The organism is Acinetobacter sp. ANC 5414, assembly GCF_013004295.1.
GTDB lineage: Bacteria > Pseudomonadota > Gammaproteobacteria > Pseudomonadales > Moraxellaceae > Acinetobacter.
Map to the genome: position 1 here is coordinate 46,656 of NZ_JABERM010000001.1, position 24,829 is coordinate 71,484.

The 24,829-nt window shown below is 41.1% G+C and carries 23 protein-coding genes, 6 tRNA genes and 1 other RNA gene; 16 read left to right on the plus strand and 14 right to left on the minus strand.

The features are described 5' to 3' along the window. Positions 1–744 precede the first annotated feature (744 nt). From HLH18_RS00235 to sdhC, 4 genes are read right to left on the minus strand one after another with little or no spacing between them, the layout of a single operon-like run. Positions 745–1,455 carry a succinate dehydrogenase iron-sulfur subunit gene (locus HLH18_RS00235; RefSeq protein WP_131288792.1) on the minus strand — a complete coding sequence of 237 codons (711 nt, stop codon included), beginning with the start codon at positions 1,453–1,455 and terminating at the stop codon, positions 745–747. A 14-nt stretch (positions 1,456–1,469) separates the two neighbouring features. After that, a complete protein-coding gene (locus tag HLH18_RS00240) occupies positions 1,470–3,368 on the minus strand; it encodes an FAD-binding protein (RefSeq protein WP_131288794.1) in 1,899 nt (632 codons plus the stop codon). Positions 3,369–3,380: 12 nt separating this feature from the next. Then, positions 3,381–3,746 (minus strand): succinate dehydrogenase, hydrophobic membrane anchor protein, encoded by a 366-nt coding sequence (gene sdhD / locus HLH18_RS00245; RefSeq protein WP_131288887.1) that lies wholly within the window; start codon positions 3,744–3,746, stop codon positions 3,381–3,383. Beyond that, positions 3,746–4,144 (minus strand): succinate dehydrogenase, cytochrome b556 subunit, encoded by a 399-nt coding sequence (gene sdhC / locus HLH18_RS00250; protein WP_165492581.1) that lies wholly within the window; start codon positions 4,142–4,144, stop codon positions 3,746–3,748. The genes sdhD and sdhC overlap by 1 nt, the downstream gene beginning before the upstream one ends. A gap of 1,019 nt (positions 4,145–5,163) precedes the next feature. On the opposite strand from sdhC, the gene gltA reads away from it, so the two are divergent. After that, positions 5,164–6,441 (plus strand): citrate synthase, encoded by a 1,278-nt coding sequence (gltA, locus tag HLH18_RS00255; RefSeq protein WP_171529456.1) that lies wholly within the window; start codon positions 5,164–5,166, stop codon positions 6,439–6,441. Between the two features lie 122 nt (positions 6,442–6,563). Here gltA and HLH18_RS00260 read toward each other — a convergent pair whose 3' ends face one another. Beyond that, a complete protein-coding gene (locus HLH18_RS00260) occupies positions 6,564–7,049 on the minus strand; it encodes a type IV secretion protein Rhs (protein ID WP_171545384.1) in 486 nt (161 codons plus the stop codon). 247 nt (positions 7,050–7,296) lie between these two features. On the opposite strand from HLH18_RS00260, the gene HLH18_RS00265 reads away from it, so the two are divergent. Together HLH18_RS00265 and HLH18_RS00270 are read left to right on the plus strand one after the other, a co-directional pair. Continuing rightward, the gene (locus tag HLH18_RS00265) at positions 7,297–8,922 is read left to right on the plus strand and encodes an NAD+ synthase (RefSeq protein ID WP_131288802.1); all 1,626 of its coding nucleotides are present in this window, start codon (positions 7,297–7,299) and stop codon (positions 8,920–8,922) included. Beyond that, positions 8,915–9,940, plus strand: coding sequence for a hypothetical protein (locus tag HLH18_RS00270; protein WP_252151775.1), 1,026 nt, complete (start codon positions 8,915–8,917; stop codon positions 9,938–9,940). Before HLH18_RS00265 ends, HLH18_RS00270 begins: the two co-directional genes overlap by 8 nt. 90 nt (positions 9,941–10,030) lie before the next feature. Here HLH18_RS00270 and HLH18_RS00275 read toward each other — a convergent pair. Continuing rightward, positions 10,031–10,107: transfer RNA gene (locus HLH18_RS00275), tRNA-Met, on the minus strand. A gap of 178 nt (positions 10,108–10,285) precedes the next feature. Between HLH18_RS00275 and HLH18_RS00280 the strand changes: the two genes are divergently transcribed. After that, entirely contained in the window at positions 10,286–10,693 is a 408-nt protein-coding gene (locus HLH18_RS00280; protein WP_171458787.1) for a hypothetical protein, read from the plus strand. Between the two features lie 66 nt (positions 10,694–10,759). Here the strand turns inward: HLH18_RS00280 and HLH18_RS00285 are convergent. From HLH18_RS00285 to coaD, 4 genes are all read right to left on the minus strand, one after another. Beyond that, positions 10,760–10,836, minus strand: a tRNA-Met gene (locus HLH18_RS00285). Positions 10,837–10,908: 72 nt separating this feature from the next. After that, positions 10,909–11,291: RNase P RNA component class A (gene rnpB / locus HLH18_RS00290), an RNA gene on the minus strand. 26 nt (positions 11,292–11,317) lie between these two features. Then, the gene (locus tag HLH18_RS00295) at positions 11,318–11,581 is read right to left on the minus strand and encodes a YfhL family 4Fe-4S dicluster ferredoxin (RefSeq protein ID WP_131288806.1); all 264 of its coding nucleotides are present in this window, start codon (positions 11,579–11,581) and stop codon (positions 11,318–11,320) included. Between the two features lies 1 nt (position 11,582). After that, complete coding sequence (gene coaD, locus HLH18_RS00300; protein ID WP_131213907.1) at positions 11,583–12,074, minus strand: pantetheine-phosphate adenylyltransferase; 492 nt, start codon at positions 12,072–12,074, stop codon at positions 11,583–11,585. Between the two features lie 140 nt (positions 12,075–12,214). Between coaD and smpB the strand changes: the two genes are divergently transcribed. Beyond that, positions 12,215–12,694 carry an SsrA-binding protein SmpB gene (gene smpB, locus HLH18_RS00305; protein ID WP_131288808.1) on the plus strand — a complete coding sequence of 160 codons (480 nt, stop codon included), beginning with the start codon at positions 12,215–12,217 and terminating at the stop codon, positions 12,692–12,694. Positions 12,695–12,758: 64 nt separating this feature from the next. Here the strand turns inward: smpB and HLH18_RS00310 are convergent, their stop codons facing one another. From HLH18_RS00310 to rluD, 3 genes are read right to left on the minus strand one after another with little or no spacing between them, the layout of a single operon-like run. Next, positions 12,759–13,310 (minus strand): flavodoxin family protein, encoded by a 552-nt coding sequence (locus tag HLH18_RS00310; RefSeq protein WP_171545385.1) that lies wholly within the window; start codon positions 13,308–13,310, stop codon positions 12,759–12,761. 39 nt (positions 13,311–13,349) lie between these two features. Next, positions 13,350–14,090: a peptidoglycan editing factor PgeF gene (gene pgeF, locus HLH18_RS00315; protein WP_171545386.1), complete on the minus strand. Its 741-nt coding sequence runs from the start codon at positions 14,088–14,090 to the stop codon at positions 13,350–13,352. A 39-nt stretch (positions 14,091–14,129) separates the two neighbouring features. Next, positions 14,130–15,182: a 23S rRNA pseudouridine(1911/1915/1917) synthase RluD gene (gene rluD / locus HLH18_RS00320; protein ID WP_171545387.1), complete on the minus strand. Its 1,053-nt coding sequence runs from the start codon at positions 15,180–15,182 to the stop codon at positions 14,130–14,132. A gap of 71 nt (positions 15,183–15,253) precedes the next feature. On the opposite strand from rluD, the gene HLH18_RS00325 reads away from it, so the two are divergent. Continuing rightward, on the plus strand, positions 15,254–16,285 hold the full coding sequence (locus HLH18_RS00325) for an outer membrane protein assembly factor BamD (RefSeq protein ID WP_171545388.1): 1,032 nt from the start codon (positions 15,254–15,256) through the stop codon (positions 16,283–16,285). 202 nt (positions 16,286–16,487) lie between these two features. Then, a complete protein-coding gene (locus HLH18_RS00330) occupies positions 16,488–18,422 on the plus strand; it encodes a DNA primase (RefSeq protein ID WP_171545389.1) in 1,935 nt (644 codons plus the stop codon). Between the two features lie 35 nt (positions 18,423–18,457). Here the strand turns inward: HLH18_RS00330 and hemA are convergent, their stop codons facing one another. After that, positions 18,458–19,741: a glutamyl-tRNA reductase gene (gene hemA / locus HLH18_RS00335; protein WP_171545390.1), complete on the minus strand. Its 1,284-nt coding sequence runs from the start codon at positions 19,739–19,741 to the stop codon at positions 18,458–18,460. Between the two features lie 78 nt (positions 19,742–19,819). Between hemA and HLH18_RS00340 the strand changes: the two genes are divergently transcribed. The 9 genes from HLH18_RS00340 to rplY all read left to right on the plus strand — a co-directional run bounded on the left by HLH18_RS00340 (position 19,820) and on the right by rplY (position 24,822). Continuing rightward, entirely contained in the window at positions 19,820–21,532 is a 1,713-nt protein-coding gene (locus HLH18_RS00340; RefSeq protein WP_171545391.1) for a tetratricopeptide repeat protein, read from the plus strand. An 8-nt stretch (positions 21,533–21,540) separates the two neighbouring features. Continuing rightward, the gene (gene lolB / locus HLH18_RS00345) at positions 21,541–22,122 is read left to right on the plus strand and encodes a lipoprotein insertase outer membrane protein LolB (RefSeq protein WP_171545392.1); all 582 of its coding nucleotides are present in this window, start codon (positions 21,541–21,543) and stop codon (positions 22,120–22,122) included. A gap of 22 nt (positions 22,123–22,144) precedes the next feature. Further along, positions 22,145–22,975, plus strand: coding sequence for a 4-(cytidine 5'-diphospho)-2-C-methyl-D-erythritol kinase (ispE, locus tag HLH18_RS00350; protein WP_171545393.1), 831 nt, complete (start codon positions 22,145–22,147; stop codon positions 22,973–22,975). 1 nt (position 22,976) lies between these two features. Further along, a tRNA-Gln gene (locus tag HLH18_RS00355) sits at positions 22,977–23,051 on the plus strand. Positions 23,052–23,078: 27 nt separating this feature from the next. After that, positions 23,079–23,153: transfer RNA gene (locus HLH18_RS00360), tRNA-Gln, on the plus strand. Positions 23,154–23,195: 42 nt separating this feature from the next. Continuing rightward, positions 23,196–23,270, plus strand: a tRNA-Gln gene (locus tag HLH18_RS00365). A 91-nt stretch (positions 23,271–23,361) separates the two neighbouring features. Continuing rightward, positions 23,362–23,436, plus strand: a tRNA-Gln gene (locus HLH18_RS00370). Positions 23,437–23,472: 36 nt separating this feature from the next. Then, a complete protein-coding gene (locus tag HLH18_RS00375) occupies positions 23,473–24,426 on the plus strand; it encodes a ribose-phosphate pyrophosphokinase (RefSeq protein ID WP_131288821.1) in 954 nt (317 codons plus the stop codon). 99 nt (positions 24,427–24,525) lie between these two features. Next, positions 24,526–24,822, plus strand: a complete 297-nt coding sequence (gene rplY / locus HLH18_RS00380; protein WP_171545394.1) for a 50S ribosomal protein L25 — start codon at positions 24,526–24,528, stop codon at positions 24,820–24,822. The last annotated feature ends 7 nt before the right edge of the window (positions 24,823–24,829 follow it).

Below are 24,829 nucleotides of genomic sequence, written 5' to 3' on the forward strand. Positions count from 1 at the left end.
ACTAGTCCCCATAAGGCATAAGCCATGAGGCGTTATCACTACATCAAGTATAACCCGATGTGAATAATGAATCATAACGCCCTCATTGGCATCATCACTCATTTAAATACTCGACCGAAACCGAGCAATTTTTTGCAAATCGACTTAGAAAAAATAACTACGCGACCTATTTTTTCTAAAACGGTTAATCTCTATTTATAAACCTTATATACACATCTAAAATGTTGAAAAAATGTACATAAATAAGGCACTTTTTTTAAATATAGCGATGTGTCAAATCGTAACATGTTATCTAGTTATAATTGATTTTTTTGACACATACCTTCCATAAATTAGCGAAATACATACTTAGGATTTTCAACTAACCTATGGTGCTTTATTTAATAATTGGATTCAATGTAGACCATAGTCCTAAGCCAGTAAACCCAATACAATAAAAGAGAGCACAATATTTAAACTGGCCCTCTTTATTTAAGTTATATCTTAACATTTTAATCTCAACTTTGTAGATTCAAACTTGAGATTGGCGCTTTAATTATCAATTCGAACAACTTAACTACAATTTAATTAAGCTTTCATGTCATTTCGATTTATTTTTAAACAATTCCAGTCATTTGATTCGATGCACATAATAATCACCCCTATCCATTGCATACATTTTTTGCATAAACCCATAAATCATTACGATATTTAAAACATAAAAAAAGCACACCCTAAGGTGTGCTTTTTTTTGACTGCGACAGATTAGCCTGCTTGGTCTAACAACATGTTGCGAATGTGACCAATCGCTTTAGTTGGGTTAAGACCTTTAGGACAAACTGATACACAGTTCATGATGCCTTTACAACGGAACAAGCTGAATGGGTCGTCAAGACGAGCCAAACGATCTTGAGTTGCTGTATCACGCGAGTCAATAATGAAACGGTATGCATTCAACAATGCTGAAGGACCCAAGAATTTATCCGGGTTCCACCAGAATGATGGACATGCAGTTGAACAACATGCACAAAGAATACATTCATAAAGACCATTTAAATGCTCACGCTCTTCAGGAGACTGTAAACGCTCCTTCGCTGGCGCAGGCTGATTATTGATCAAGAATGGATGAATTTTGTTGTACTGGTCGTAGAACTGATTCATGTCAACAACCAAGTCTTTTACTACAGGTAGACCCGGCAAAGGACGAATGGTAATCACTTCCGGTAAATCGTTTAGGTTCCAAAGACACGCCAAACCATTTTTACCGTTGATGTTTACACCATCAGAACCACAAATACCTTCACGGCATGAACGACGGAACGTTAAAGATTCGTCTTGTACTTTCAATGCAAGAAGAGCATCAAGCAACATACGGTGCTTGTCAGTCAACTCAAGTTTAAAAGTTTGCATGTACGGTGCTTTATCCTTGTCAGGATCGTAGCGGTAGATATTAAATGTACGAGTACCTCTACTCATCTTACTTCTCCTGATTAGAATGTACGTGGTGCTGGTGGAATCGCATCAACCGATACTGGCTTGTAACGGACTGGTTTGTACTCAAGACGATTGTCTGAAGAGAACCATAAAGTATGCTTCATCCATTCATCATCACGGCGACCGTAAGAGTAAGTTGGGTGGTCTGCTGGTAATTCATAATCAACAACAGTATGTGCACCACGACATTCTTTACGAGCAGCAGCCGAAATCAAGGTTGCTTTAGCAACTTCATACAAGTTTTCAACTTCTAGAGCTTCAACACGTGCGGTATTAAATACTTTAGATTTGTCTTTTAAATGAATGTTGCGAACACGTGGTTCAAGCGCAAGAATTTGCTTCACACCCTCATCAAGCAATGCTTGAGTACGGAATACGCCTGCATGGTCTTGAACGATGTCACGAATTGCATCAGCAACTTCTTGAGCATTTTCACCCGAAGTTGATTCATCCAAATGACGAATACGCTTTCTTGTATTTTCAAACACAGTAGTCGGAAGCGGTTGATACTCATCACCGTGATGTTTAGTCACGTAATCGATAATGTGTTCACCGGCAGCTTTACCAAATACAACCAAGTCAAGCAGTGAGTTAGTACCTAAACGGTTTGCACCATGTACAGACACGCAAGAACATTCACCAATTGCATAGAAGCCTTTAACAGGTTTTGTATAGTTACGCTCACCGCCATTGCTTGAGTAAACGTCACCACTCTTGTCATAGCCTGCTGCAAAGTTAGTATCCGAAACACCTTCAGGAACAACAACCTGTCCATGAATATTGGTTGGAATACCACCCATTTGATAATGGATTGTCGGTACAACAGGAATTGGTTCTTTGGTGATGTCTACGTTTGCAAACTTCTTACCAATCTCAAATACAGATGGAAGACGTTTCATGATGGTATCAGCACCCAAATGTGTCATATCAAGCAAGATATAATCACCTTTAGGACCACAACCACGACCTTCTTTAATTTCCTGGTCCATAGAACGTGATACGAAGTCACGTGGTGCCAAGTCTTTCAAAGTCGGAGCATAACGTTCCATGAACGGTTCGCCGTCTTTATTACGAAGGATTGCACCTTCACCACGACAACCTTCAGTCAACAATACGCCTGCGCCCGCAACACCCGTTGGGTGGAACTGCCAGAACTCCATATCTTGTAATGGAATACCAGAACGCGCCGCCATACCAAGACCGTCACCAGTATTGATATACGCATTGGTAGATGCACGGTAAACACGACCCGCACCACCCGTTGCAAACAATGTCGCTTTTGCTTGGAATACCGCAATATTACCGGTTTCCTGGTCAATTGCAGTTACACCCAGCACATCGCCTTCTTCGTTACGGATCAGATCAAGCGCGATCCATTCTACGAAAAATTGCGTACCCATTTTCACGTTGCTTTGATAAAGCGTATGAAGAAGCGCGTGACCTGTACGGTCAGCTGCAGCACATGCACGTGGAACTGGTTTTTCACCGTAGTTTGCAGAGTGACCGCCGAATGGACGTTGGTAAATCGTACCGTCCGCATTACGGTCAAATGGCATACCCATGTGTTCAAGTTCATAAACAACTTTAGGCGCTTCACGACACATAAATTCGATTGCGTCTTGGTCACCTAACCAGTCCGAACCCTTTACCGTGTCATAGAAGTGGTAGTGCCAGTTATCTTCTTGCATATTACCAAGAGATGCACCAATACCACCTTGCGCCGCAACAGTGTGCGAACGTGTTGGGAATACTTTAGTCAGGACTGCAACATTCAAACCCGCTTGAGCAAGTTGATATGAAGCACGCATACCTGAACCACCACCACCAACGATGACTGCATCAAAAGTGAGGTGTTGAATGTTTGTATAATCTTCTTTAGGGGTTATCGCGCCCATGATATTTTCCTATCAATTCGCCCAAAAAATCTGGATCGCCCAGATTGCATATGCAAATACAGCAATAATTACTGCTGATGTCAGCACTAGGCGTAAACCTGAAGCTGAAGGACCCATTTGACGAGTAGTCACATAGTCAGTGAATACCTGCCACATGCCGATCCAAGCGTGTGCGACAAGAGATAAGACTGCCAACAAAGATAAAATCTTCATTGGTAATGTCATCATAAAGCCAAACCATTGTTCGTAGTTAAATCCGCCATTAAGAAGGATCCAACCAAATACCACAACAGTATAAACAGCTAATACAACAGCACTGACACGTTGGATAAACCAATCGCGAGAACCTGAACCCGTAAAACCTGTAGCACTTTTCATTAGAGAACAATCCATACAAATGCTGCAACAATACCGATTGCAGACAAGATCAATGAAATAGTAGCTGCTATACGACCACTTTGCAGTTCTTCGGCAATGCCGATATCTGCAAGTAAATGCTTAACACCCGCAATAAAGTGGAATATTAAACCGGCTACAAATACCCATACGATGAAACGCACAATGAAGCTACCGAAGATTGCTTGAACTTGAGCAAAACCTTCAGCCGAAGACAATGATTTGTCTAAAAGCCACAAAAGTACCGGTACGAGTAAAAATACGATGACACCAGAAAGACGGTGTAGAATTGATGCAATAGCCACAGGGGATTTTAAGTTTACTTCTAAAACTTGACCCATGGACAAATTGACAGGTCTGTTGCTTTTCACAGCGGGCATCCTGTAAGTAAAAACTCCATCCGGAGTTTGTTGGAATTAATTCGAAGGAAAGCTAGCATTGTTAGGTATTTGCAGTATCCAGCAATACCTAAACTTAAAACGACAGGGAATTATAAAACGTGAACTATTAAAATACAAACAATCACATTTACCTTTTCCACAAAAAACCACTAAATAAGAATCATTAACATAAATTAACCTATTAAAGTAGACAAAATACATCTAAGAAAACATAGCTATATGCTTGGTTTTTATTAATTAAAATACTATTTGATTGATCGTTTTTTGCTTTTATAATTAAATCAATATATTTAGACTAAAGATGAACAAATCATCCTAATAGCTTGTTATCCTTTTATATAATGATAAATAAGGAAGATTGCCTGTATATTTTTTAAATAAATATAGGGTATTTATGTAAAAGCACATATAAGCAACATTATGAAACGAAATAATCACTTAGTCTGTGCATAACTCCATATTTCATTCTTATTATGTTTAACTTTTAAACAAAAAGTGACTTATTCTTACATAATTGATGAATTAATAGGCATTTACACCCCATTAAACAAGTTATTTTTTATACAAACGCACGCTTTTTTTCGAATGATTAATCGCTTTTTATTATGAATAAGAAAGCAACACTTCCCTTAAAGCAATATCGGTAAGTTATGGTAATTAGAATAGTTTAGTTATATAAGAAATTTTAAAAACCCAAAATACCTAGAGTTTTTAACAATTAAAAATTGCTTACAATTCCAACAGCATGCATATTTTTTTCTGCAACTTATCTTTATATGACTTATTATACTGCGTCGATACTGATATTTTCCGTGTGCTTACCGGATTGTTTTTTGATCAACTCCCTGTGAGAGCGTCTCTTTTTATCCATAAGTATAATTGACAAAATTTCAGTACTCACTAATCTTATAGCAAATTTTTGATCCATCTGATTCGCGCATTAAAAGATTAGTACTACGAGTCAGATAAAACATTCACCAGGACAGGAGATCTATTGAATGTCTGAAGCAACTGGCAAAAAAGCCGTTTTACAGCTTGATGGCAAAGAAATTGAATTACCAATTTACAGCGGCACATTGGGCCCAGATGTAATCGACGTTAAAGATGTGTTGGCCGCAGGTCACTTCACTTTTGATCCTGGTTTTATGGCTACTGCTGCATGCGAGTCTAAAATCACTTTCATCGATGGTGGTAAAGGTGTTCTTTTACACCGTGGTTACCCGATCGACCAGTTAGCAACTAAAGCAGACTACCTAGAAACTTGCTACCTATTGTTAAACGGCGAACTCCCAACAGCTGAACAAAAAGTAGAATTTGACGCTAAAGTTCGTAACCACACTATGGTTCACGATCAAGTTAGCCGTTTCTTCAATGGTTTCCGTCGTGATGCTCACCCGATGGCGATCATGGTTGGTGTAGTGGGTGCGCTTTCTGCGTTCTATCACAACAACCTAGACATCGAAAATGTTGATCACCGTGAAATTACAGCAATCCGTTTAATTGCTAAAGTTCCTACTTTGGCAGCTTGGAGCTACAAGTACACTATCGGTCAACCGTTCGTTTACCCACGTAACGACTTGAACTACGCTGAAAACTTCCTTCACATGATGTTCGCAACTCCTGCGGATCGTGATTACAAAGTTGACCCAATTCTTGCTAAAGCAATGGATCGTATCTTTACGCTTCATGCTGACCATGAACAAAATGCGTCTACTTCTACAGTACGTTTAGCTGGTTCTACTGGTGCTAACCCTTACGCATGTATCGCTGCGGGTATTTCTGCACTTTGGGGTCCTGCTCACGGTGGCGCGAACGAAGCTGTTCTTAAGATGCTTGATGAAATCGGCTCTGTAGAAAACGTTGCCGGCTTCATGGAAAAAGTAAAAACTAAAGAAGTTAAACTTATGGGCTTCGGTCACCGAGTTTATAAAAACTTCGATCCACGTGCGAAAGTAATGAAAGAAACTTGTGATGAAGTTCTTGCTGCTCTTGGCATCAACGATCCACAACTTGCGCTTGCTATGGAACTTGAACGTATTGCGTTATCTGATGAATACTTCATCAAACGTAACTTATACCCTAACGTAGATTTCTACTCAGGTATCATCCTTAAAGCGATTGGTATCCCGACTGAAATGTTTACTGTAATCTTCGCTCTTGCACGTACAGTTGGCTGGATCAGCCACTGGTTAGAAATGCACAGCGGTGCTTACAAAATTGGTCGTCCACGTCAACTTTACACTGGTGAAGTTCAACGTGACATCCAAGGTCGTTAATTCGGAAGAATTCTACGATTTAAAAAACCGCCCTTCCGGGCGGTTTTTTTATGACTCAAAAAATACATTAATTTTTCTTAATACCCAATAAACCACTTTGTTATTTTAAGCTCAGCACAAGTTCACGCTTTTTGAGACAGAAACAGAATACAGTCTTTATAGGCCCGACACTCTTGACCGCGTGATTTTTTAATAAAATAATCCTGCACCATCTGCGCCTGCTGTTCAATGCCATACTGCAAAAACAACTTACCCTGCTCCAAGACATAACGATATTTACGGTCAAATATTGCCTTACGCACCACAGCCAAACCCTGCTGAATTTGCCAAACATGAGTCATTTCATGAATTAACCATGACTGTTTCGCTAACGACAGTTTCGAGAAGTCTTCGCACCAGTTTTTCGGATTGAAATAAATATGTCCATTCGGGCTAATCGCATAATTCTTCAAAACAGCCCGATGCGCCACAATTCTAATTGCATCCAGCTGCAAATGCGTACCAAAAACAGACTGCGCAAGCTGCTTTTCACCGAGGGTTAATTTGCGATTTTTAACCTCAAACAACTGATTCAAAGTATGCAATATAGGTTTCATAAATAATGTCATCTGATCGAGCAATAATCATGCATTTTAGCGTTCTTATTCTCCCATTAACCGCTGTAGTTTTTTTGTCTAAATTCGGATTTTTTTTTGTTTTTTTCTCAATAAATGCCGCAATTCGTATATAGTATCGAATTGCTAATTATTGATTAAACATCTATTTGTTTATCGTCGCGTACACAGCGTTGAACCAATAGCCATAATAAATCACAAGTCTGTGTATATATCCCTATAGGTATAGGATTAAGTTGGAATGAAAAGTTTTAAAATTGCCCTTGCACAATTCTCTCCGCATATTGGCAATATCGAAGCAAATGCTCAAAAAATGCTTGAACAGGTAAATGAAGCCAAAAAACAAAAAGCTGATTTAATTATCTTCCCAGAGCTTTCAACCCTTGGCTATCCTGCGGAAGATTTATTACTCCGCCCTAGCCTTGCTAAACGTACTCAAAAAGCATTTGAGCAACTGAGCCAAGTGAAAGATATAGTAATGGTCTTTGGTTTTGTCAATCAAACAGAAGATGGTCACCGCTATAATGCGGCAGCGGTCATGAAAGATGGTCAAGTACTGGGTATTTATAACAAGCAGAACCTACCAAACTATAGTGTATTTGATGAAAAACGCTATTTCAGCGAAGGACATCAACACCTTGTTTTTGAATACCTAGGTCATAAATTTGGCGTTTTGATTTGTGAAGATATCTGGTCACTGAGTACCGTACATCAATTATCACAACTGAATGTTGAAACTGCTTTAGTCTTAAATGCTTCACCTTATGAAGTGGGTAAACCACAACATCGTCTTACCACCATGAGCGAGCTTGCTAAACAGTTGAACATTAATTTGGTTTATACTAACCAAGTCGGTGGTCAAGACGACCTTATTTTTGATGGCACCAGCTTTGTGATCAATAAAGATGGCGGCATTGCTTTACAGGCACCAAGCTTTAAAGAAGATCTTTATTACGCTGAATATGCAGCTGAACAACAAGCTTATAAAGTTGGAGCCGTGACTCCTGTTTTAGATACCATGGCTGAAATTTATCAAGGTCTGGTTTTAGCGACTCGTGATTATATTCAACGCTCTGGCTTCCCAGGTGTGATTCTCGGTTTATCTGGCGGGATCGACTCTGCATTAACACTTGCAATTGCAGTTGATGCGATTGGCGCAGACAAAGTCCAAGCCGTTATGATGCCGTATACTTACACCGCTCAAATCAGTGTTGAAGATGCTGCTGCACAAGCGAAGAATATGGGTGTGACTTTCGGTATTGCCGAAATCAATCCAATTGTTCACAGCTTTATGCAAACCCTATATCCATTCTTCGGCAACAGCCCTGCGGATGCGACTGAAGAGAACTTACAGGCACGTTCACGTGGCACACTGTTGATGGCATTATCGAATAAATTCGGTAATCTGGTATTGGCTACCGGTAACAAATCAGAACTTTCTGTAGGTTACTGCACACTGTATGGCGATATGGCTGGTGGTTATGCTGTTCTCAAAGACGTTTATAAAACCATTGTGTTTGAACTGGCTAAATATCGTAACAGCATTTCAGAAACCCCAGTAATCCCTGAACGTGTGATTACTCGTCCACCTTCTGCCGAACTTCGTCCTGACCAAAAAGACCAAGATTCTTTACCTGCTTATGACGTACTTGATGCGATTCTTTATGCCTATATTGAAGAAGATATGAGCCAAGATGACATCATTGCTAAAGGCTTTAACAAAGAAGTGGTTGAAAAAGTCATTCGACTGGTCGACCGTAACGAATACAAACGTCGTCAAGCTGCGATTGGCCCGCGTATTAGCTCACGCTCATTTAGCCGTGAACGTCGCTATCCAATCATGAATGGATGGGCACCGGGTGCCTAAGCAGGACTTTGCTCAACAGTTTGCTCAAGCGCTTATGCTTGAGCAAACTCGCTTTATTAAAAGACAATTATTCGTAGAACAAAATAATTTATATATAGAAAAATTTATTCATCACATTTACACCCATTCAGATCAAATACTATTAAAACAATGTATTCAACTTGAAGCCCTACAAGATGTGGTTCAAAAATATGCTTTTGAATTGAATTTAGGCGCGGAAATTTTAGAGTTTATCGGCCTTATCGCACAAAGAATTCATCGTCTTGCCATTAATAACCACACTCAAATCAATGAGCTATTTTCTGATGAATCCTTTGAATTATGGTTGTACAAGCTCCTTGAATTAGACCAGTTGCGTCATTATATCCAAGCCAACCTGCAGCACAATCCACAAGTAAACCATGTGAGTTTGCAACTAGCCAATCAAATCCTTGAAAGCAACACTCCTTGGCTTGACCATCTACGCAAGTTAAATACGCATAAATATGCTCTAGGTTCTAAAATACTGAGTTTTATCCAAGACCAGCAACAAAATATTGAACTTAAACTTGAACAGCAACTTGCTCAAACCCTAGTAAAACAGCTAGGCAACATCATTTTATTGCCGAATGAAGAACTTGCCGATATTGCGCTGCATTTATGGGATGATATTAAACAAAGAACTTTAAAAGAAACTTTCTCTCAATTCCAGGCCATCGACTTTGAAGAGTTTTTCATATTGGTCTATGAAACATGGCGACAGTTGAGAAAAGGCGAATATTTACAACAGGTTATTTTGGATGTTGTGGCGGTTTTTTATGATTATTTTGCCGATTACAACCTGCAGGAATTATTGCAGTCTGTTGGACTAAATGAAGCTGATTTGCATCAGGAAGCCCTGCGTTTCTTGCCGCATACCATTCAGGCTCTAGAACAACAGGGATTATTAGACGGGATTCTGCAGCAACTGATCTCGCCTTTTTATTTAAGCGAGACCACACATCAATTTATTGAGCAGTATATCCACGATAAATTGTAATTCTTTTCTCGTCTTTTTTATTTTTATATAAGCCAATACTTTTTTGACCCACAAAAAAAGAGACCAGGCTGAGAGCGTGGTCTATAAAAATGGTGGCTATGACGGGACTTGAACCTGTGACCCCCGCATTATGAGTGCGGTGCTCTAACCAACTGAGCTACATAGCCATAAACTGTGTGCGCATTATCTAAATTTCAGCGAGTAGCGTCAAGCCCTTTATTTTACAAGTGTTCAGACTTTAAGCAATTTAAAATTTTTCAGTTAATATTTAAACAAAACGGCTATTTATTCATGCTATTTTCTAATTTAACCGCAAAATTAAAACACCGAAAAATTGAGATAAAGATGAACCCATGCAAATTAATCGCTATCGGTTTAATGACCTTCATCACTACCTCCTGCCAAGTAATTTCCCCAATATTCGTAGATTATAATGGGGTACGCATGGATGTGGCACGATGGATCAACAATCAACAACTTTTGACCATGCAACAAAAACGCAGCTTGGTACAGCTCAGTAAAGCACAACAAAAACTCTATCGACTTGAATACATTCCAGAAGATCAAAAATTAGCGATTGCCACGCAAAACCAGATTGCATTCCATTGCGCATATCAGCATTTAACAGAACATAAAATTAGTCAATTACAATTGATGGTGTTCGGTCCAGAGAAGAAAGACGCTATTCTAGAAAAATATGATCAGGAATTTCCACACATTAAATTAGCAGCAAGCGCCATCCAGTGTGAATAAATCATTTCAAATACAAATTTTAGGCATAAAAAAAGGTCACGCTTATAGAAGCGTGACCTATTAAAATGGTGGCTATGACGGGACTTGAACCTGTGACCCCCGCATTATGAGTGCGGTGCTCTAACCAACTGAGCTACATAGCCAAAACTGTGCGCGTATTATCTATTTCAACATACTGCATGTCAAGAAATATCACACAATAATTGTAAAAAATTTAGTGAAGTGAGCCGATAAGCCGGGTTCTGTCGTGAACGATCATTCCTCTAGGCGCACAATCACTCGTACGCTCAAGCGACCTACCCGAATCCAGCACGGGCCGTGCCTCAGGATTCCTATTTGGTCTTGCTTCTGGTGGGGTTTACCTTGCCGTGAACTGTTACCAGACACGCGGTGCGCTCTTACCGCACCCTTTCACCCTTACCATCTCTCTTGGTCTCCCCGAAGGGAAATTGCAAAGATGGCGGTCTACTCTCTGCTGCACTTGCCGTCGGCTTTCACCGCCCAGGCGTTACCTGGCACCCTGCCCTATGAAGCCCGGACTTTCCTCCCCTGTTTCAATCACGAAGATCTACACAGCAGCGATCGTCTAGCTCACTTCGGGGCGCATCTTATCAAACTTCAGCACTAATTGCTTGTGCTTTTTTGAGCAATCAGTTTTTTATATTTATCCAGCAATTGATCTTGCGACTCCACATGCTCTGGGTCATTCGGAATACAATCGACTGGACAGAATAATTGACACTGTGGTTCATCAAAATGCCCGACACATTCGGTACATAAATCTGGGTGAATTTCATAAATGATTTCACCCATGAAAATGGCCTCATTCGGACACACCGGCTCACACACATCACAATTGATGCATTCATCGGTAATATATAAAGACACGCTACCAACCTTGTTGCTGTTTCCGTTTAAAGGCCTCAACCACAGCTTGCGGTACAAACTGGGTCACATCACCATTTAAACGGGCAATTTCACGTACCAACGTAGATGAAATAAAAGAATATTGCTCTGAAGGGGTTAAAAACACCGCTTCAAAATTTGAATCAAGTCGACGATTCATATTGGCCAGTTGAAATTCATATTCAAAGTCCGATACTGCACGTAAACCACGAAGCACTGCAGTCGCTTTTTGTTCGCGGAAAAAATTCACCAACAAACCATCAAAGCCGACAAACTCTACATTGGGCAAGTGACTTAACGATTTCTGCGCTAAATCCACTCGCTCTTCTAAACTAAAGACTGGATTCTTATGATGACCAATGGCAATGGCAACCACCACTTCATCAAACATTTTCGCTGCACGTGACACCAAATCGATATGACCATTGGTAATTGGATCGAATGTGCCCGGATAAATAACGCGAGTTTTAGACATCCATTTGTACTCTAGTTTATTGTGTAGATGCTTATTTTAACAAAAACTTGTTTTTTTAGTGAATAATCCTCATAAATTTAAAAAACTTCATCTTGGTTCGAGTTGCGGTACAATAGCAGTAAGATTGGAAGTATCAGATTATGGCGAAAGCAAGTATTGTAGTTAAAAAAAATAACGGCGGAACTATTGCACTCAACAAACGTGCCCGCCACGATTATTTTATTGAAGAGAAGTTTGAAGCTGGTCTTTCATTGCAAGGCTGGGAAGTCAAATCAATGCGTGCAGGTCGTATGACCATCGTAGAAAGCTATATTACCTTTAAAAATGGTGAAGCTTTCTTGTTTGGTGCACAGGTTCAGCCTTTACTGAGCGCATCGACACATGTAGTCCCTGAAGCTACGCGTACACGTAAACTTTTGTTGAACCGACGTGAAATTGAAAAGCTGATGGGTGCGATTAACCAAAAAGGTTATTCATGCGTTCCTCTGGCTTGTTACTGGAAAGGGCCAAATGCCAAGCTTGAAATTGCTTTAGTAAAAGGTAAACAACTTCACGATAAGCGTGCCACTGAAAAAGATCGGGACTGGCAACGCGACAAGGCACGCATTTTCCATAAATAAGTTTTTATCTATAAAATAAAAAACCTCCATCTGGAGGTTTTTTAATATTCAAATCAATCTGGGTTTATTTTAGTTTATTCAGCAATAAGCCGATATATTCACCAAACCAGATTGCTGTATCTAAATCACCTTGTGGCGGGGTTGTCTCAACTGGGGCATTATCAGACTGGGTCATTAAACCTAAAAAGCTCGACATCCGGTTCAAATCCTGCGCACTACGCCCGGTGGGCATCATCGGCAAGCCTGTCCACAACATGCCATGCTGCATGGCAAACAAATTGATTTGTTGCAATACTGCCAACTTGTCACCGCTCAATCCACCACCATTGGTGAAACCGGCTGCAATTTTGCCTTGCCATGTGCGTGCCAACCAGCGTTTGGAAGACTGCTCCATAAATAACTTCAAAGCAGCAGTTAGACTTCCCATATAAGTTGGGCAACCGAAAACAATCGCATCAGCTTGATCTAGTACATCCCAATCCACGTGTTCGATGTTCATGCAATGCACATGAATGCCTGTTTGCTCTGCACCCTGCGCAATAAAAGAGGCAACTTTTGCAGTATGCCCATAGGGGCTGTGATAAACGATGGCAAGAGATTTCGAAGATAAAGACATATCAATAAAAACAGTAAATTTTAAACAAGTTTAACAGTTTCAAGCCATAAACACGAATGTGGCCATACGTCCAGTCTTTGCTTCACGGCGATAGGAAAAGTATTCTTCCGTTTGCTGGTAGCTACATTGGTCACCACCTAGTACAACTTCAACACCGTGTTGCTGCAGAATAAATCGTGCAATGGCATACAAGTCGGCATAAAACTTAGCGGCTTTTTCACTGTCTTTAAAAGCACGCTCCAGTTCAGGATATTTTGAGCAAAAAGCGAATTTAACTTCTTCACCAATTTCAAAACATGGCTGACTGATCGCAGCGCCTAACCACGCCCACGTCGGCTGACTTTGCATGGTCGCAATAGTATTTTCAACAATACCATTGGCCAGACCTCGCCAACCGGCATGCAGATTCGCAATTTCCGTGCCGTCTGCATTGCCGAGCACGACAGGCAAACAATCCGCAGTCATCATCATTAAAGCATGCGCCTTACGCTGGGTGACCAGACCATCACCTTCCAGTGCCTGAAAAGGAATTTCTTCATTGATGCCATGACAAATGGTACTGTGCGTTTGCGTCATCCAGGTGACCTTATCGACTCCGAATTCAGCAAACTCCTGTAGTAACGCCATACGATGATGCTGTACACGCTTTGCATCATCATGGACATGCAATGCCAGGTTAAATCCTACAAGTTCAGGTTGAGCAGAGGGTTGAGTTTTTTGATGATGCACTCGTGTCTGCCCAACAAATACGCCTTGTGGAAGCCCTTGAACAAATTGCATGTCTCTTTCCTTATGATTCATAGCAAGCGATAAAATAGCTTAGTAGGCTTTGTTTTCCCTACGTAACACTTCAACCAATTGAGCAAAGTCATCTGCCCACGGTGCTTCAAACATCATCTCTTCACCTGAACGTGGATGAACCAGACCAAGTTTTGATGCATGTAAGGCCTGGCGTTTAAAGCCACGTAAAGTTTCACCCAGCAATTCAGAAGCACCTGCAGGAACACGTACACGACTCATATACACCGGATCACCGACAAGGCCATATCCAAGATAACTAAAATGCACACGGATTTGATGAGTACGACCTGTTTCCAAACGCGCTTGTATACGCGTGAAATGCTGGAAACGCTCTTTCACATTGTAATGGGTTACCGCATCCTTACCACCCGGCAAGATGGCCATTTTAATCCGATCAACCGGATGACGTTTAATTGGCTCATCAATAGTGCCACCGGCAATAATTTTGCCGTAAACCACCAGATCATACACACGGTAGACGGTTTTCTTTGCCAACTGCTTACTCAATGAAAATTGAGATTCCAGGTTTTTCGCAACCACCAGCAAACCGCTGGTGTCTTTATCAATACGGTGCACGAGGCCCGCACGTGTCAACTCAGCCGATTTAGGATAATGATGCAACAAGGCATTCACCAAGGTACCCGAGCTGTTGCCCGCGCCTGGATGAACCACCATGCCGACCGGTTTATTAATGACAATAATGTCGTCATCTTCATAAACAATATTCAATGGAATATCTTCAGGCAAGCTTTTGGTTTGAACTTCCAACTCAACATTGAGTGTTAAAAGCTCATCGCCTTCACATTTATACTTGGGCTTGACAGTGTTACCATTTACCAACAAATGACCATCTTTCAGCCACTGCTTCAATTTTTCACGAGAAAAATCGTTCCAAACCAGCGCTGCAACATGGTCGATACGTTGCCCTAAATAGCTTTCATCCAATTGAAATTGCAACGATAAACGTGTTGCAGTTGAGTCTGAAGTATGGTTATCTGCATCCTCAGAATCTTCAAGTAAATTGAAATCAGTTTCAGGGAAATTAGAATTAGAAGATTGTGCTTGACTCATTTGCTCATTCAGACAAAAGTGGTTTAATAGTGCAATTGTAGCTCATTGCCCGTATTAACAGAGGAATTTTTATGTCGTTACCACGTTATAAAATGACAATGCTTGCTTTATCTTTAGGCATTGCGTCGGCAATAGTGGGCTGTAGCAGTAATCCAAAGAAAGATGTTGTGGACACCGGACCACAATCTAGCGAGCAAGTTTATATTCAAAAAGCTGAAAAAGCCCTTGAACGTGGTCAATATACTGACGCGGCTAAGCATCTTGAAGCGTTAGATACCTATTACCCTACAGGTGATTATGCGCAACAAGCACAATTAGAATTGTTGTACGTTAAATTTCAACAAAAAGATTATGAAGGTGCAATTACCCTTGCCGAACGTTTTATTCGTTTAAACCCACAACATCCAAATGTGGACTATGCCTACTATGTTCGTGGTGTCGCGAACATGGAGCAAAACTATGATGGTCTATTACGCTATACCTCATTAAAGCAGGCCCATCGTGATGTCAGCTATTTAAAAGTAGCTTATCAGAACTTTGTGGATTTCATTCGTCGCTTCCCATCCAGCACCTATGCAGTCGATGCAGCACAGCGTATGAAATTTATAGGCACCGAGTTGGCTGAAGCCGAGATGAATGCGGCGCGTTTTAATATCAAACGTAAGGCATGGTTAGCTGCAGTTGAACGCTCACTATGGGTGGTTGAACACTATCCACAAACCCCGCAAGTTCCTGAAGCTCTAGCTACGATTGCCTATGGTTATGACAAATTAGGTGATACTCAAACTTCAAAGCAATATATTGAAGTGTTAAAGCTCAATTATCCAAACCTGGTTAAAGCGGATGGTAGCGTGAATCTTCGTGCTGCACGCAGTGAAGGCAGCTGGATTAACCGCGCAACTTTAGGTGTATTTGGACGTGAAGCGCAGACTTCAACAGAGGCAGAGCAGCAACATAACTCTGCAGATGGGGAAAAACGCAGTCTCACCAATCGTTTAAGTTTCGGTTTGTTAGATCGACCACAAACTGAAAGCAGTATTCCTGCACCGAAACAGGAAACGATTGAAGAACCGACGACAGAAGAAGCGCCAGCAACTAAATAAGCCGAGCTTACTGGTCGCATTTTCATGAAGGGCAAGTTATCATACTTGCCCTTTTGTTATTTTAACGGATCGTATTGATCATTTTGCGCAAAAGGTATACAAATTAACCTTTAACAGCTGATGCACTTTTAATTTACCTAAATTCTGACAGCCTATTTGTCAGCCATTTTTAATAGATAGATCACAACTCGATTGCATACGTATGGCTATTCCTCAACACACGATTGATCAAATATTAGATCGAACAGATATTGTCGATCTGATTGGTCAGCGCGTGAAACTCAAGAAAACCGGTCGCACCTATTCAGGCTGCTGCCCTTTTCATCAGGAAAAATCGCCCTCGTTCCATGTTTACCGGGATAAACAGTACTTTCATTGCTTTGGTTGTCAGGCCAACGGTAACGCCATTCGCTTTTTAATGGATATCGATGGTCGTAATTTTGTCGATGTAATGAAAGATCTGTCCAGCCAAACCGGCATTGAACTTCCTAAAGATAATCACGATTCAACCAAACTCAAATACAAACGTGAAGCAGCGAAGCCTCAGCCTGTTGCGAAAAAAATTGAACCCACTCCTCAAAATGCTTCAGCGAATTTACAACAAAATTCTAATGCCCCATCACCGATAGCAATCGATCACGACCCTTTTGCAGAATTCCAAATGCAAGAGGATGCGTTCTATGGCAATGATCCATTTGCGGCGTTTGATCAAGCGCCAGCAGCATTCGAAGATCTTCCTCAAGACGGTAACTTATACGATTTATTGGAAAATATTGCACTCTATTATGAGCAGCAATTACCGCATAGTCAGACTGCGCAGCAATATTTCAAACAACGGGGTTTAAGTGCTGAAACTATTGCTTACTGGCGTTTAGGTTATGCACCTGAAGACTGGCAACACCTTGAAAAAGCCTTCCCTCAAGACATAGAAGGTTTGAAATTACTGGGGCTGATTCGTACCAGTGACAGCGGTCGTGGCTTCGACTTGTTACGTGACCGTGTGATTTTCCCGATTCGCGACTCTAAAGGTCGTGTAGTTGGCTTTGGTGGTCGTGCTTTAAATGACGAAATCAAACCCAAGTACATCAACTCGCCAGATTCTGATGTCTTTCATAAAAACCGACTGCTTTATGGTTTATATGAAGGACGCAAGCAAAAAGCTCAAGACTGGTTGATGGTTGAGGGTTATATGGATGTCATTGCCTTGCAGCAATATGGCATCTATGGGGCTGTAGCGACGCTAGGGACAGCCAGCAATACCGAACACCTGGATATTCTATTCAAACAGAATCAACGTATTACCATTGCTTTTGATGGTGATGCTGCGGGACAAAAAGCGGCGCGCCGTACTTTAGAAATTGCTCTGCCATTATTAAATGATGGTCGTGAACTCAAGTTCTTCGTACTCCCTAATGATCACGATCCGGATTCTCTGATTCGTCGTGAAGGCTTAGAAAGCTTCCAACGCATGTTGCAAGCTGCACCACTTTTATCTGAGTTTATCTTTGCCTATTTAACCCAGAACCATAACAGCACATCGCCTGAAGGTAAAAGTCAGGTCATGGGCGAACTTAAACAGCTCACTGAACTGTTGCCGAAACATGGTTCTTACCGTTATTTGTTGCAGCAATATTTCCGTGAAAAGCTCGGTTATAGCCGTAAATGGCAGCCGCAAGTCAACAATGACGCATCTTTAAGCTTTAGCACCAAAATTGATGCCGAAGAATATGTGATTGCAATTTTGATGAATCACCCCTATTTGTATATTCATTTTGAACCGCTAAGTGCTTTAATTTCACAAGATCAATTGCTGTTTAAAATTTTGAATATCTTTAATGTGATTTTTGATGATTTACCGGATGATACTGAATTATCGCAATATTATGTCTTAGGTGCATGTGCAGCGTACCACCATGAATTACAGCATATTTTACAGAATGCGAATGTCAGCGATTACACTTCATCACCCGAGCAAGCAGATAAGCTTGCAGCGGATTTATCAACAAAATTACAGTATGAATATCTAACGAAAAAGATGAAATCGAAAAAATTTAGCAGCATTGCAGAAATGAAGAATCTGAAACTGCGCATTTCTGAGATTGCAAAAAAAAGGGCACTTACTCTGATAGAAGAATAAGTGGCCATACCCTAAAACTAAAAAAAATTAATCAATTATTTTTTGACTTTACGACGCTTCGCAAAGATATCTTCCAAATCATCACGCATCCATTCAAAACAGCTTGGATCTTCAGCTTTCGCCGCTTGGCGTAATAAAATAGAAGTAGGATGCAGTAATTTTTGGGTTAAGCGATGCGAAAATTCCTGTAGAACCTGCCCGGCATTTTCGCCCGCAGCAATTCGAGACATCGCCAGAGCCAATTCTTCCTGTCTTAGCACTTCGCCTTGTTCACGATAAGCATGAATGGTACTGCCCGCTCTATTGATTTTTTGCTGGGTGAGCAATTCTGTGGCCAATTGATTAACCATCACTTCGGCTTCAACAGCCGCTTGGCGACGTTGTGCAAGATTGTCATCAATTACACTTTGTAAATCATCAACGCCATATAAATACACGCCATCTAATGATTCTACCTTGGGATCGATATCACGCGGAACAGCCAAGTCCACCAACAGCATTTGTTGATAGCGACGTTTTTTTAATGCGGTTTTAACGTCCTTGTAAACAATGACTTGATGCAGACTTCCTGTACAGCTTGAAATCACATCTGCACGGTATAAATTTGCCGCCAACTCGGAAAAATCGATAATTTCAACATCTACACGATGGGCAATTTCCTGCGCCAGTGTTTCAGCACGGGCACGCGTTCGGTTGCAAATCAGCACCTTACCCACACCCATTTCAGCCAAATGTTTCGCCACCAAGCTATTCATTTCACCAGCTGCAACCACCATCACCGTCAGTTTTTCAGGCTTGCTAAAGACTTGAAGTGCAAGTTGGGCAACTGCATAACCCATGGAAACTGCATGACTACCGACCGCAGTTTCCGAGCGAACGCGCTTGGCTGCGTAAAAAGCATATTCAAAAATTCGGTTTAAATTTGGAGAAACGGTATGCGCATCTTTAGCCAGAGAAAGCGCAGACTTTACTTGTCCTAAAATTTGCGGTTCACCTAACATTAAGGAATCAAGACCGCTGGCAACCCGCATCAGATGGGTTACAGCCTGCGCATTTTCATAGCGATAGACATGATTTAACAATTGTTTAGCATCTAGACCATTTGCCTGGGCGAGCCAATTCATTACCATGTCTGCATCTTCAGACATCGCGTAAACTTCAGTTCGATTACATGTAGAAACCACGACCATATCATTCAAGTCATGGTTTTGGCTTTGCTCGGCAAGCAGTTGCGTTAACTTTTCAGGGTTAAATGCAATCTGTTCTCGCAGTTCTACAGAAGCGGTTTGATGGTTGACACCCAATGCAAAGAAAGACATATCAGATCATCATTTCGCTAAATTTATGCTATTGTGCAATATTGGTGTCATAAAAAGCATTACTTGGATCAAGAAAAATTGCGTCAAACAAATAGCCGAATAAGCGGCGCGACAATTAAGCAATATTCTACCACATTCTTACTTGTGGGTAGCATGGCTTCGAGTGCTCATATTAGAGCATCCGGAGAAATTTATCATGCCAATTCAAACTATAATGCCATAAAACAAAGCATGATTGCTGAGTTTGCCCTGACGTATCACGACATTCCAACAGCATTACATAACTACACCGTGCTTGCAATTAAAAGCAGTTCAACCACGGTGAAACAGCGTGCTTTAAATATTGCACTGGAACAAAATGACCTAAAAGCCGCACTCGACATTGCAACGCATTGGGTCGTTCAGGAACCTACCGATGTTCCAGCTTTATTTTATCTTTCACATATTGCCCTGAAATCGCATGAGTATGAACTGGCATCCGAAACACTCGATAAAATTTTAAATATTGACCCCAATGCAGACCTGGAAAAGATTCTGGTCGGAATTGCACCAGAACAACCTGAAGATCGAGAAGTGCTACTCGATGCATTAAGCAAAAGTAAAGAACGAGACAATCCATCGGTCTTGATACTGATTTCAGGCCTGGAAGCACAAAATGGACAGTTAGAGCAAGCGCTTGTTACGGTTAATCGTGCACTTAAAAAACGTCCTAAAGTCACCGGCTTTATCTTAATGAAAGCCAATTTACTCAGTGCTTTAGGTGATGAAGAAGCCACCCTAAAATGGTATGACAGATCCAGTCACAAACATAAATCCAATCTAGAAGTTCGCCTGGCTGAAATTAAATATTTAATTAAAATTAATAAATCCAAGGAAGCACTGGATAAACTCGAAAACATACTCAAGAAATGGCCACATGAGGAAGAAGCCCTTTTCATTGCAGGCTTAACCAGTATCGATTTAGAAGAATATGAAAAGGCGGAAAAGTTTTTAGTTGAGCTTCGATATTCCAACCAATATCAAAACGAAGCTTATTATTACTTAGCCGTGAATGCAGAAAGAAAACAACATTTTGAAACCGCAAAAGCCTATTACCGCCTGGTGGATGGCAGTCTCTACACGGTTTCACGCCGAAACATGATTAATATTTTTTCAGAGCAAAAACAGCTTAGCGATGCGCTACGGTTTTTAACCCAGGAACGAGTGAACTATCCGCAACATGCCAGTTTCCTCTATCAGGCTCAGGCAGATATTCTAAAACGTATGGACAATAAAAAAGCAGCCATGCGCCTGTTAGATGAAGCCATCAAAAACATACCGGATGACCCTGAACTGATCTATTCAGAAGTGCTACTGCTGGACCCTTACCAAGACCAGGATAAGCTTGATAAATTATTGAAAAAATTATTGGAAATTGAGCCAAATAGTCCAACTTATCTGAATGCCTACGCCTATACACTGGCATTACAAAATAGACGACTGGATGAAGCCAGACAGTATGTTGAACATGCCTTGGAGATTGCACCAGAACAAGCTTCTATTTTAGATACGCTCGGCTATATCACCTTTTTACAGAACGACTTTAAAACCTCGGCGCTGGTTTTAGAAAAAGCATATGAGATTAGTCAAAGTGTTAAAATTGGTGTGCGCTATGCAAAAGCGCTATATATGCAAGGCGATCTGACAAAATTTAATCAGGTGTTACAACAATTACAAAAAAAACACCCCAATGATCCTCAATTAGAACAACTTAAATCGTTATTGTTACCGCCACACCTGAAAAAGAGTTAATGATCTTTATGCGTATTTTTTCAAAATTCAGCTTAACCCTGATTGCCACAAGCACACTGGTTCTGACAGGTTGCCAGCAATATACGCAACCTCAAGCTCCGAACGTTTCCCAAACACCTGAAGCAGCAAACAATTTTAACCTGCAAGGTAAAATTGGGGTAAAAACACCAGGACAATCTGGCAGTGCATTTTTTACCTGGGTACAACAACAGGATGAATTTGACATCGAGTTAAGCGGAATTTTAGGGGTGGGTAAAACGCAAATTTCAGGTACTCCAGGTCAAGTCACCTTAAACAGCGCCAAAACGGGACTCATTCAAGCTGAAACCCCAGAAGAATTACTGGAACGTGCCACTGGCTGGCAAGCACCGATCACCCATCTAGTGGATTGGGTTCAAGCCAAGCCTGCAACTACACAAGCGAAGATTAGCAAGGATGAAAGTAATCGTCCAATCCAGTTTTTGGAAGATGGCTGGACTGTTGATTTAAGCTATAACGCTCAAGCGCAATTACCGAATAAACTGATTTTAAAGCAGACGCTTGAATCCAGTCAGGAAAACCGTATTACAATGGTCATTCAAAATCGCTAAATCTTAAAAAGTTCAAAATTCTATGATTCGTGTTCCCTCTCCTGCCAAGCTCAATCTTTTTTTGCATATCACCGGTCGTCGTGACAATGGCTATCATGAATTGCAAAGCATTTTCCAACTGATTGATTTAACTGACTGGCTAGAATTCACTCAAACAGATGATTTGACGATTTCAATTGATGGTTTGAGTAGCGTGGATTTAGAGCAAAACCTGATCTACAAAGCGACTCAAATTTTAAAACCTTATGCCAAACAGCCAAGTGGCTTAAAAATTGCCATTGAGAAAAATATTCCGATGGGTGCAGGACTTGGAGGTGGCTCCTCCAATGCGGCCACCACCCTGATTGTGGTGAATCAATTATGGCAGTGCGGTCTAAATATTGAACAACTGGCTGAGTTAGGTCTAAAACTTGGTGCCGATGTTCCGATTTTTGTCCATGGTCGTAATGCATGGGCAGAAGGCATTGGCGAACACTTAACATTCATAGACTTAGATCAAAAACAGTACATTGTGTTAAAACCTGACTGTTTTATCAGCACTCAACTGCTTTTTTCACAAAAAACGTTGACAAGAGACACGAAGCCTACTAAATTTTGCGCCTATCAGTTAACACCATTTAATTTTGGAAATAACTTTGAGCCTTTGGCAAGAAGTCTATATCCTGAAGTGAATGAAGCGATGCAGTATTTAGACCAGTTCGGTATTGCAAAACTTACAGGTACAGGTGCTTGTGTTTTTACTGAAGTAACTGCCGATATGAATATTGATGAGATTTTGGCTCATTCACCTTGTAAAGCTTACTTGGTCAATAGTTTAGATGAATCACCATTACGTCATTTCAAGGTTATATGATAGGGGCGTCGCCAAGTGGTAAGGCACCGGGTTTTGATCTCGGCATCCGTTGGTTCGAATCCAGCCGCCCCTGCCATCATTTTCATCTGTAGATTACTGTATTAGGGGCGTCGCCAAGTGGTAAGGCACCGGGTTTTGATCTCGGCATCCGTTGGTTCGAATCCAGCCGCCCCTGCCATTTAAACCAGTCGTTTAAATGAAGATTACAGTGATCAAATTTAGGGGTATCGCCAAGTGGTAAGGCACCGGGTTTTGATCTCGGCATCCGTTGGTTCGAATCCAGCTACCCCTGCCATTTTCTCAAAAAAGACAGAACAAAGTTTGCATGTTCATTTGTTAATTTACCTTGACATAGAACAGTAAAAATATTAAAGTTCTGCCGCATTAGGGGCGTCGCCAAGTGGTAAGGCACCGGGTTTTGATCTCGGCATCCGTTGGTTCGAATCCAGCCGCCCCTGCCATCTATTTTCAAACATTCCAACCGCCAAGGGTGCTTCATGCCCAATCTTGTCGTTTTTAGTGGAACTGCACATCCACAATTCGCCCAAAAAGTCGTAAGCCATCTGCACATTCCTTTAGGTGCAGCATCTGTAGGTCATTTTTCTGACGGTGAAATTGCTGTCGAAATTACTGAAAATGTTCGTGGTAAAGACGTATTTCTCGTACAGCCTACTTGTGCCCCAACGAATGACAACCTGATGGAAGTCCTCGTTATGGCCGATGCTTTACGTCGTGCAAGCGCAGGTCGTATTACTGCTGTCATTCCTTACTTCGGATATGCTCGTCAAGACCGTCGTCCTCGTTCAAGCCGTGTGCCAATCACTGCAAAAGTTGTAGCAGATATGCTGACAACTGTAGGTATTGACCGCGTTGTAATGATCGACCTTCATGCTGACCAGATTCAAGGTTTCTTCGACATCCCTGTAGACAATATCTACGGTACTCCTGCGTTACTTGCTGATCTTCGTCAACAGCAACACCATAATCTTATGGTTGTTTCTCCAGACGTTGGCGGTGTAGTGCGTGCACGTGCTGTAGCTAAGCAAATGGGTGATATCGATCTCGCAATCATTGATAAACGTCGTCAAAAAGCAAATGAATCACAAGTGATGCATTTGATTGGTGATGTGAAAGATCGTGACTGCGTAATCGTGGATGACATGGTGGATACTGCAGGTACTTTGTGTAAAGCTGCTGATGCACTGAAACAATTTGGTGCTCGCCGTGTTGTTGCGTATGCAACTCACCCTGTACTTTCTGGTAAAGCCCTTGAGAATTTGAAAAATTCTGTACTCGACGAACTTGTCGTAACAGATACCATTCCCCTTTCTCAAGAAGCATTAGAACTTGGTAAGATTCGCCAAGTTTCAGTCGCTAGTATGGTTGCTGAGACAATTCGTCGTATTAACAACGAAGAATCTATTAGCGCAATGTTTGATAGTTATCTATAATACAGCGCTAAATTTTAAAAGCCCTGCCCTCTGGTAGGGCTTTCTATCACTGAACTGGTCGAAGGTTCAGTCAATTAAACTCAATGAGGAAATGTCATCATGGCAAACTTCGTATTAAATGCAGTAGCTCGTGACGAATCAGTACAAGGGAAAGGTTCGAGCCGCCGCCTTCGTTTAGAAAACAAAGTTCCAGCAATCATTTACGGTGGCGAAGCTGCTCCTGTAACTGTTACTTTAGAACTTCGTCAACTTATTAAATTTCTTGAAGACAATGCTTTCTTTGAAGAAGTGATTGAAATTCAAGTGGGCGACAAAGTTGAAAGCGTTAAAATCCAAGCTTTACAACGTCACCCAGCTAAAAACACTCCTATGCACGCTGACTTTAAACGCGCATAAGTGTTAA

Coding starts and splice junctions, on each gene's coding strand:
- HLH18_RS00235 (WP_131288792.1), bottom strand. CDS start 1,455: ATGAGTAGAGGTACTCGTACATTTAATATCTACCGCTACGATCCTGAC.
- HLH18_RS00240 (WP_131288794.1), bottom strand. CDS start 3,368: ATGGGCGCGATAACCCCTAAAGAAGATTATACAAACATTCAACACCTC.
- sdhD (WP_131288887.1), bottom strand. CDS start 3,746: ATGAAAAGTGCTACAGGTTTTACGGGTTCAGGTTCTCGCGATTGGTTT.
- sdhC (WP_165492581.1), bottom strand. CDS start 4,144: ATGCCCGCTGTGAAAAGCAACAGACCTGTCAATTTGTCCATGGGTCAA.
- gltA (WP_171529456.1), top strand. CDS start 5,164: ATGTCTGAAGCAACTGGCAAAAAAGCCGTTTTACAGCTTGATGGCAAA.
- HLH18_RS00260 (WP_171545384.1), bottom strand. CDS start 7,049: ATGACATTATTTATGAAACCTATATTGCATACTTTGAATCAGTTGTTT.
- HLH18_RS00265 (WP_131288802.1), top strand. CDS start 7,297: ATGAAAAGTTTTAAAATTGCCCTTGCACAATTCTCTCCGCATATTGGC.
- HLH18_RS00280 (WP_171458787.1), top strand. CDS start 10,286: ATGAACCCATGCAAATTAATCGCTATCGGTTTAATGACCTTCATCACT.
- coaD (WP_131213907.1), bottom strand. CDS start 12,074: ATGTCTAAAACTCGCGTTATTTATCCGGGCACATTCGATCCAATTACC.
- smpB (WP_131288808.1), top strand. CDS start 12,215: ATGGCGAAAGCAAGTATTGTAGTTAAAAAAAATAACGGCGGAACTATT.
- HLH18_RS00310 (WP_171545385.1), bottom strand. CDS start 13,310: ATGTCTTTATCTTCGAAATCTCTTGCCATCGTTTATCACAGCCCCTAT.
- pgeF (WP_171545386.1), bottom strand. CDS start 14,090: ATGCAATTTGTTCAAGGGCTTCCACAAGGCGTATTTGTTGGGCAGACA.
- rluD (WP_171545387.1), bottom strand. CDS start 15,182: ATGAGTCAAGCACAATCTTCTAATTCTAATTTCCCTGAAACTGATTTC.
- HLH18_RS00325 (WP_171545388.1), top strand. CDS start 15,254: ATGTCGTTACCACGTTATAAAATGACAATGCTTGCTTTATCTTTAGGC.
- HLH18_RS00330 (WP_171545389.1), top strand. CDS start 16,488: ATGGCTATTCCTCAACACACGATTGATCAAATATTAGATCGAACAGAT.
- hemA (WP_171545390.1), bottom strand. CDS start 19,741: ATGTCTTTCTTTGCATTGGGTGTCAACCATCAAACCGCTTCTGTAGAA.
- lolB (WP_171545392.1), top strand. CDS start 21,541: ATGCGTATTTTTTCAAAATTCAGCTTAACCCTGATTGCCACAAGCACA.
- ispE (WP_171545393.1), top strand. CDS start 22,145: ATGATTCGTGTTCCCTCTCCTGCCAAGCTCAATCTTTTTTTGCATATC.
- HLH18_RS00375 (WP_131288821.1), top strand. CDS start 23,473: ATGCCCAATCTTGTCGTTTTTAGTGGAACTGCACATCCACAATTCGCC.
- rplY (WP_171545394.1), top strand. CDS start 24,526: ATGGCAAACTTCGTATTAAATGCAGTAGCTCGTGACGAATCAGTACAA.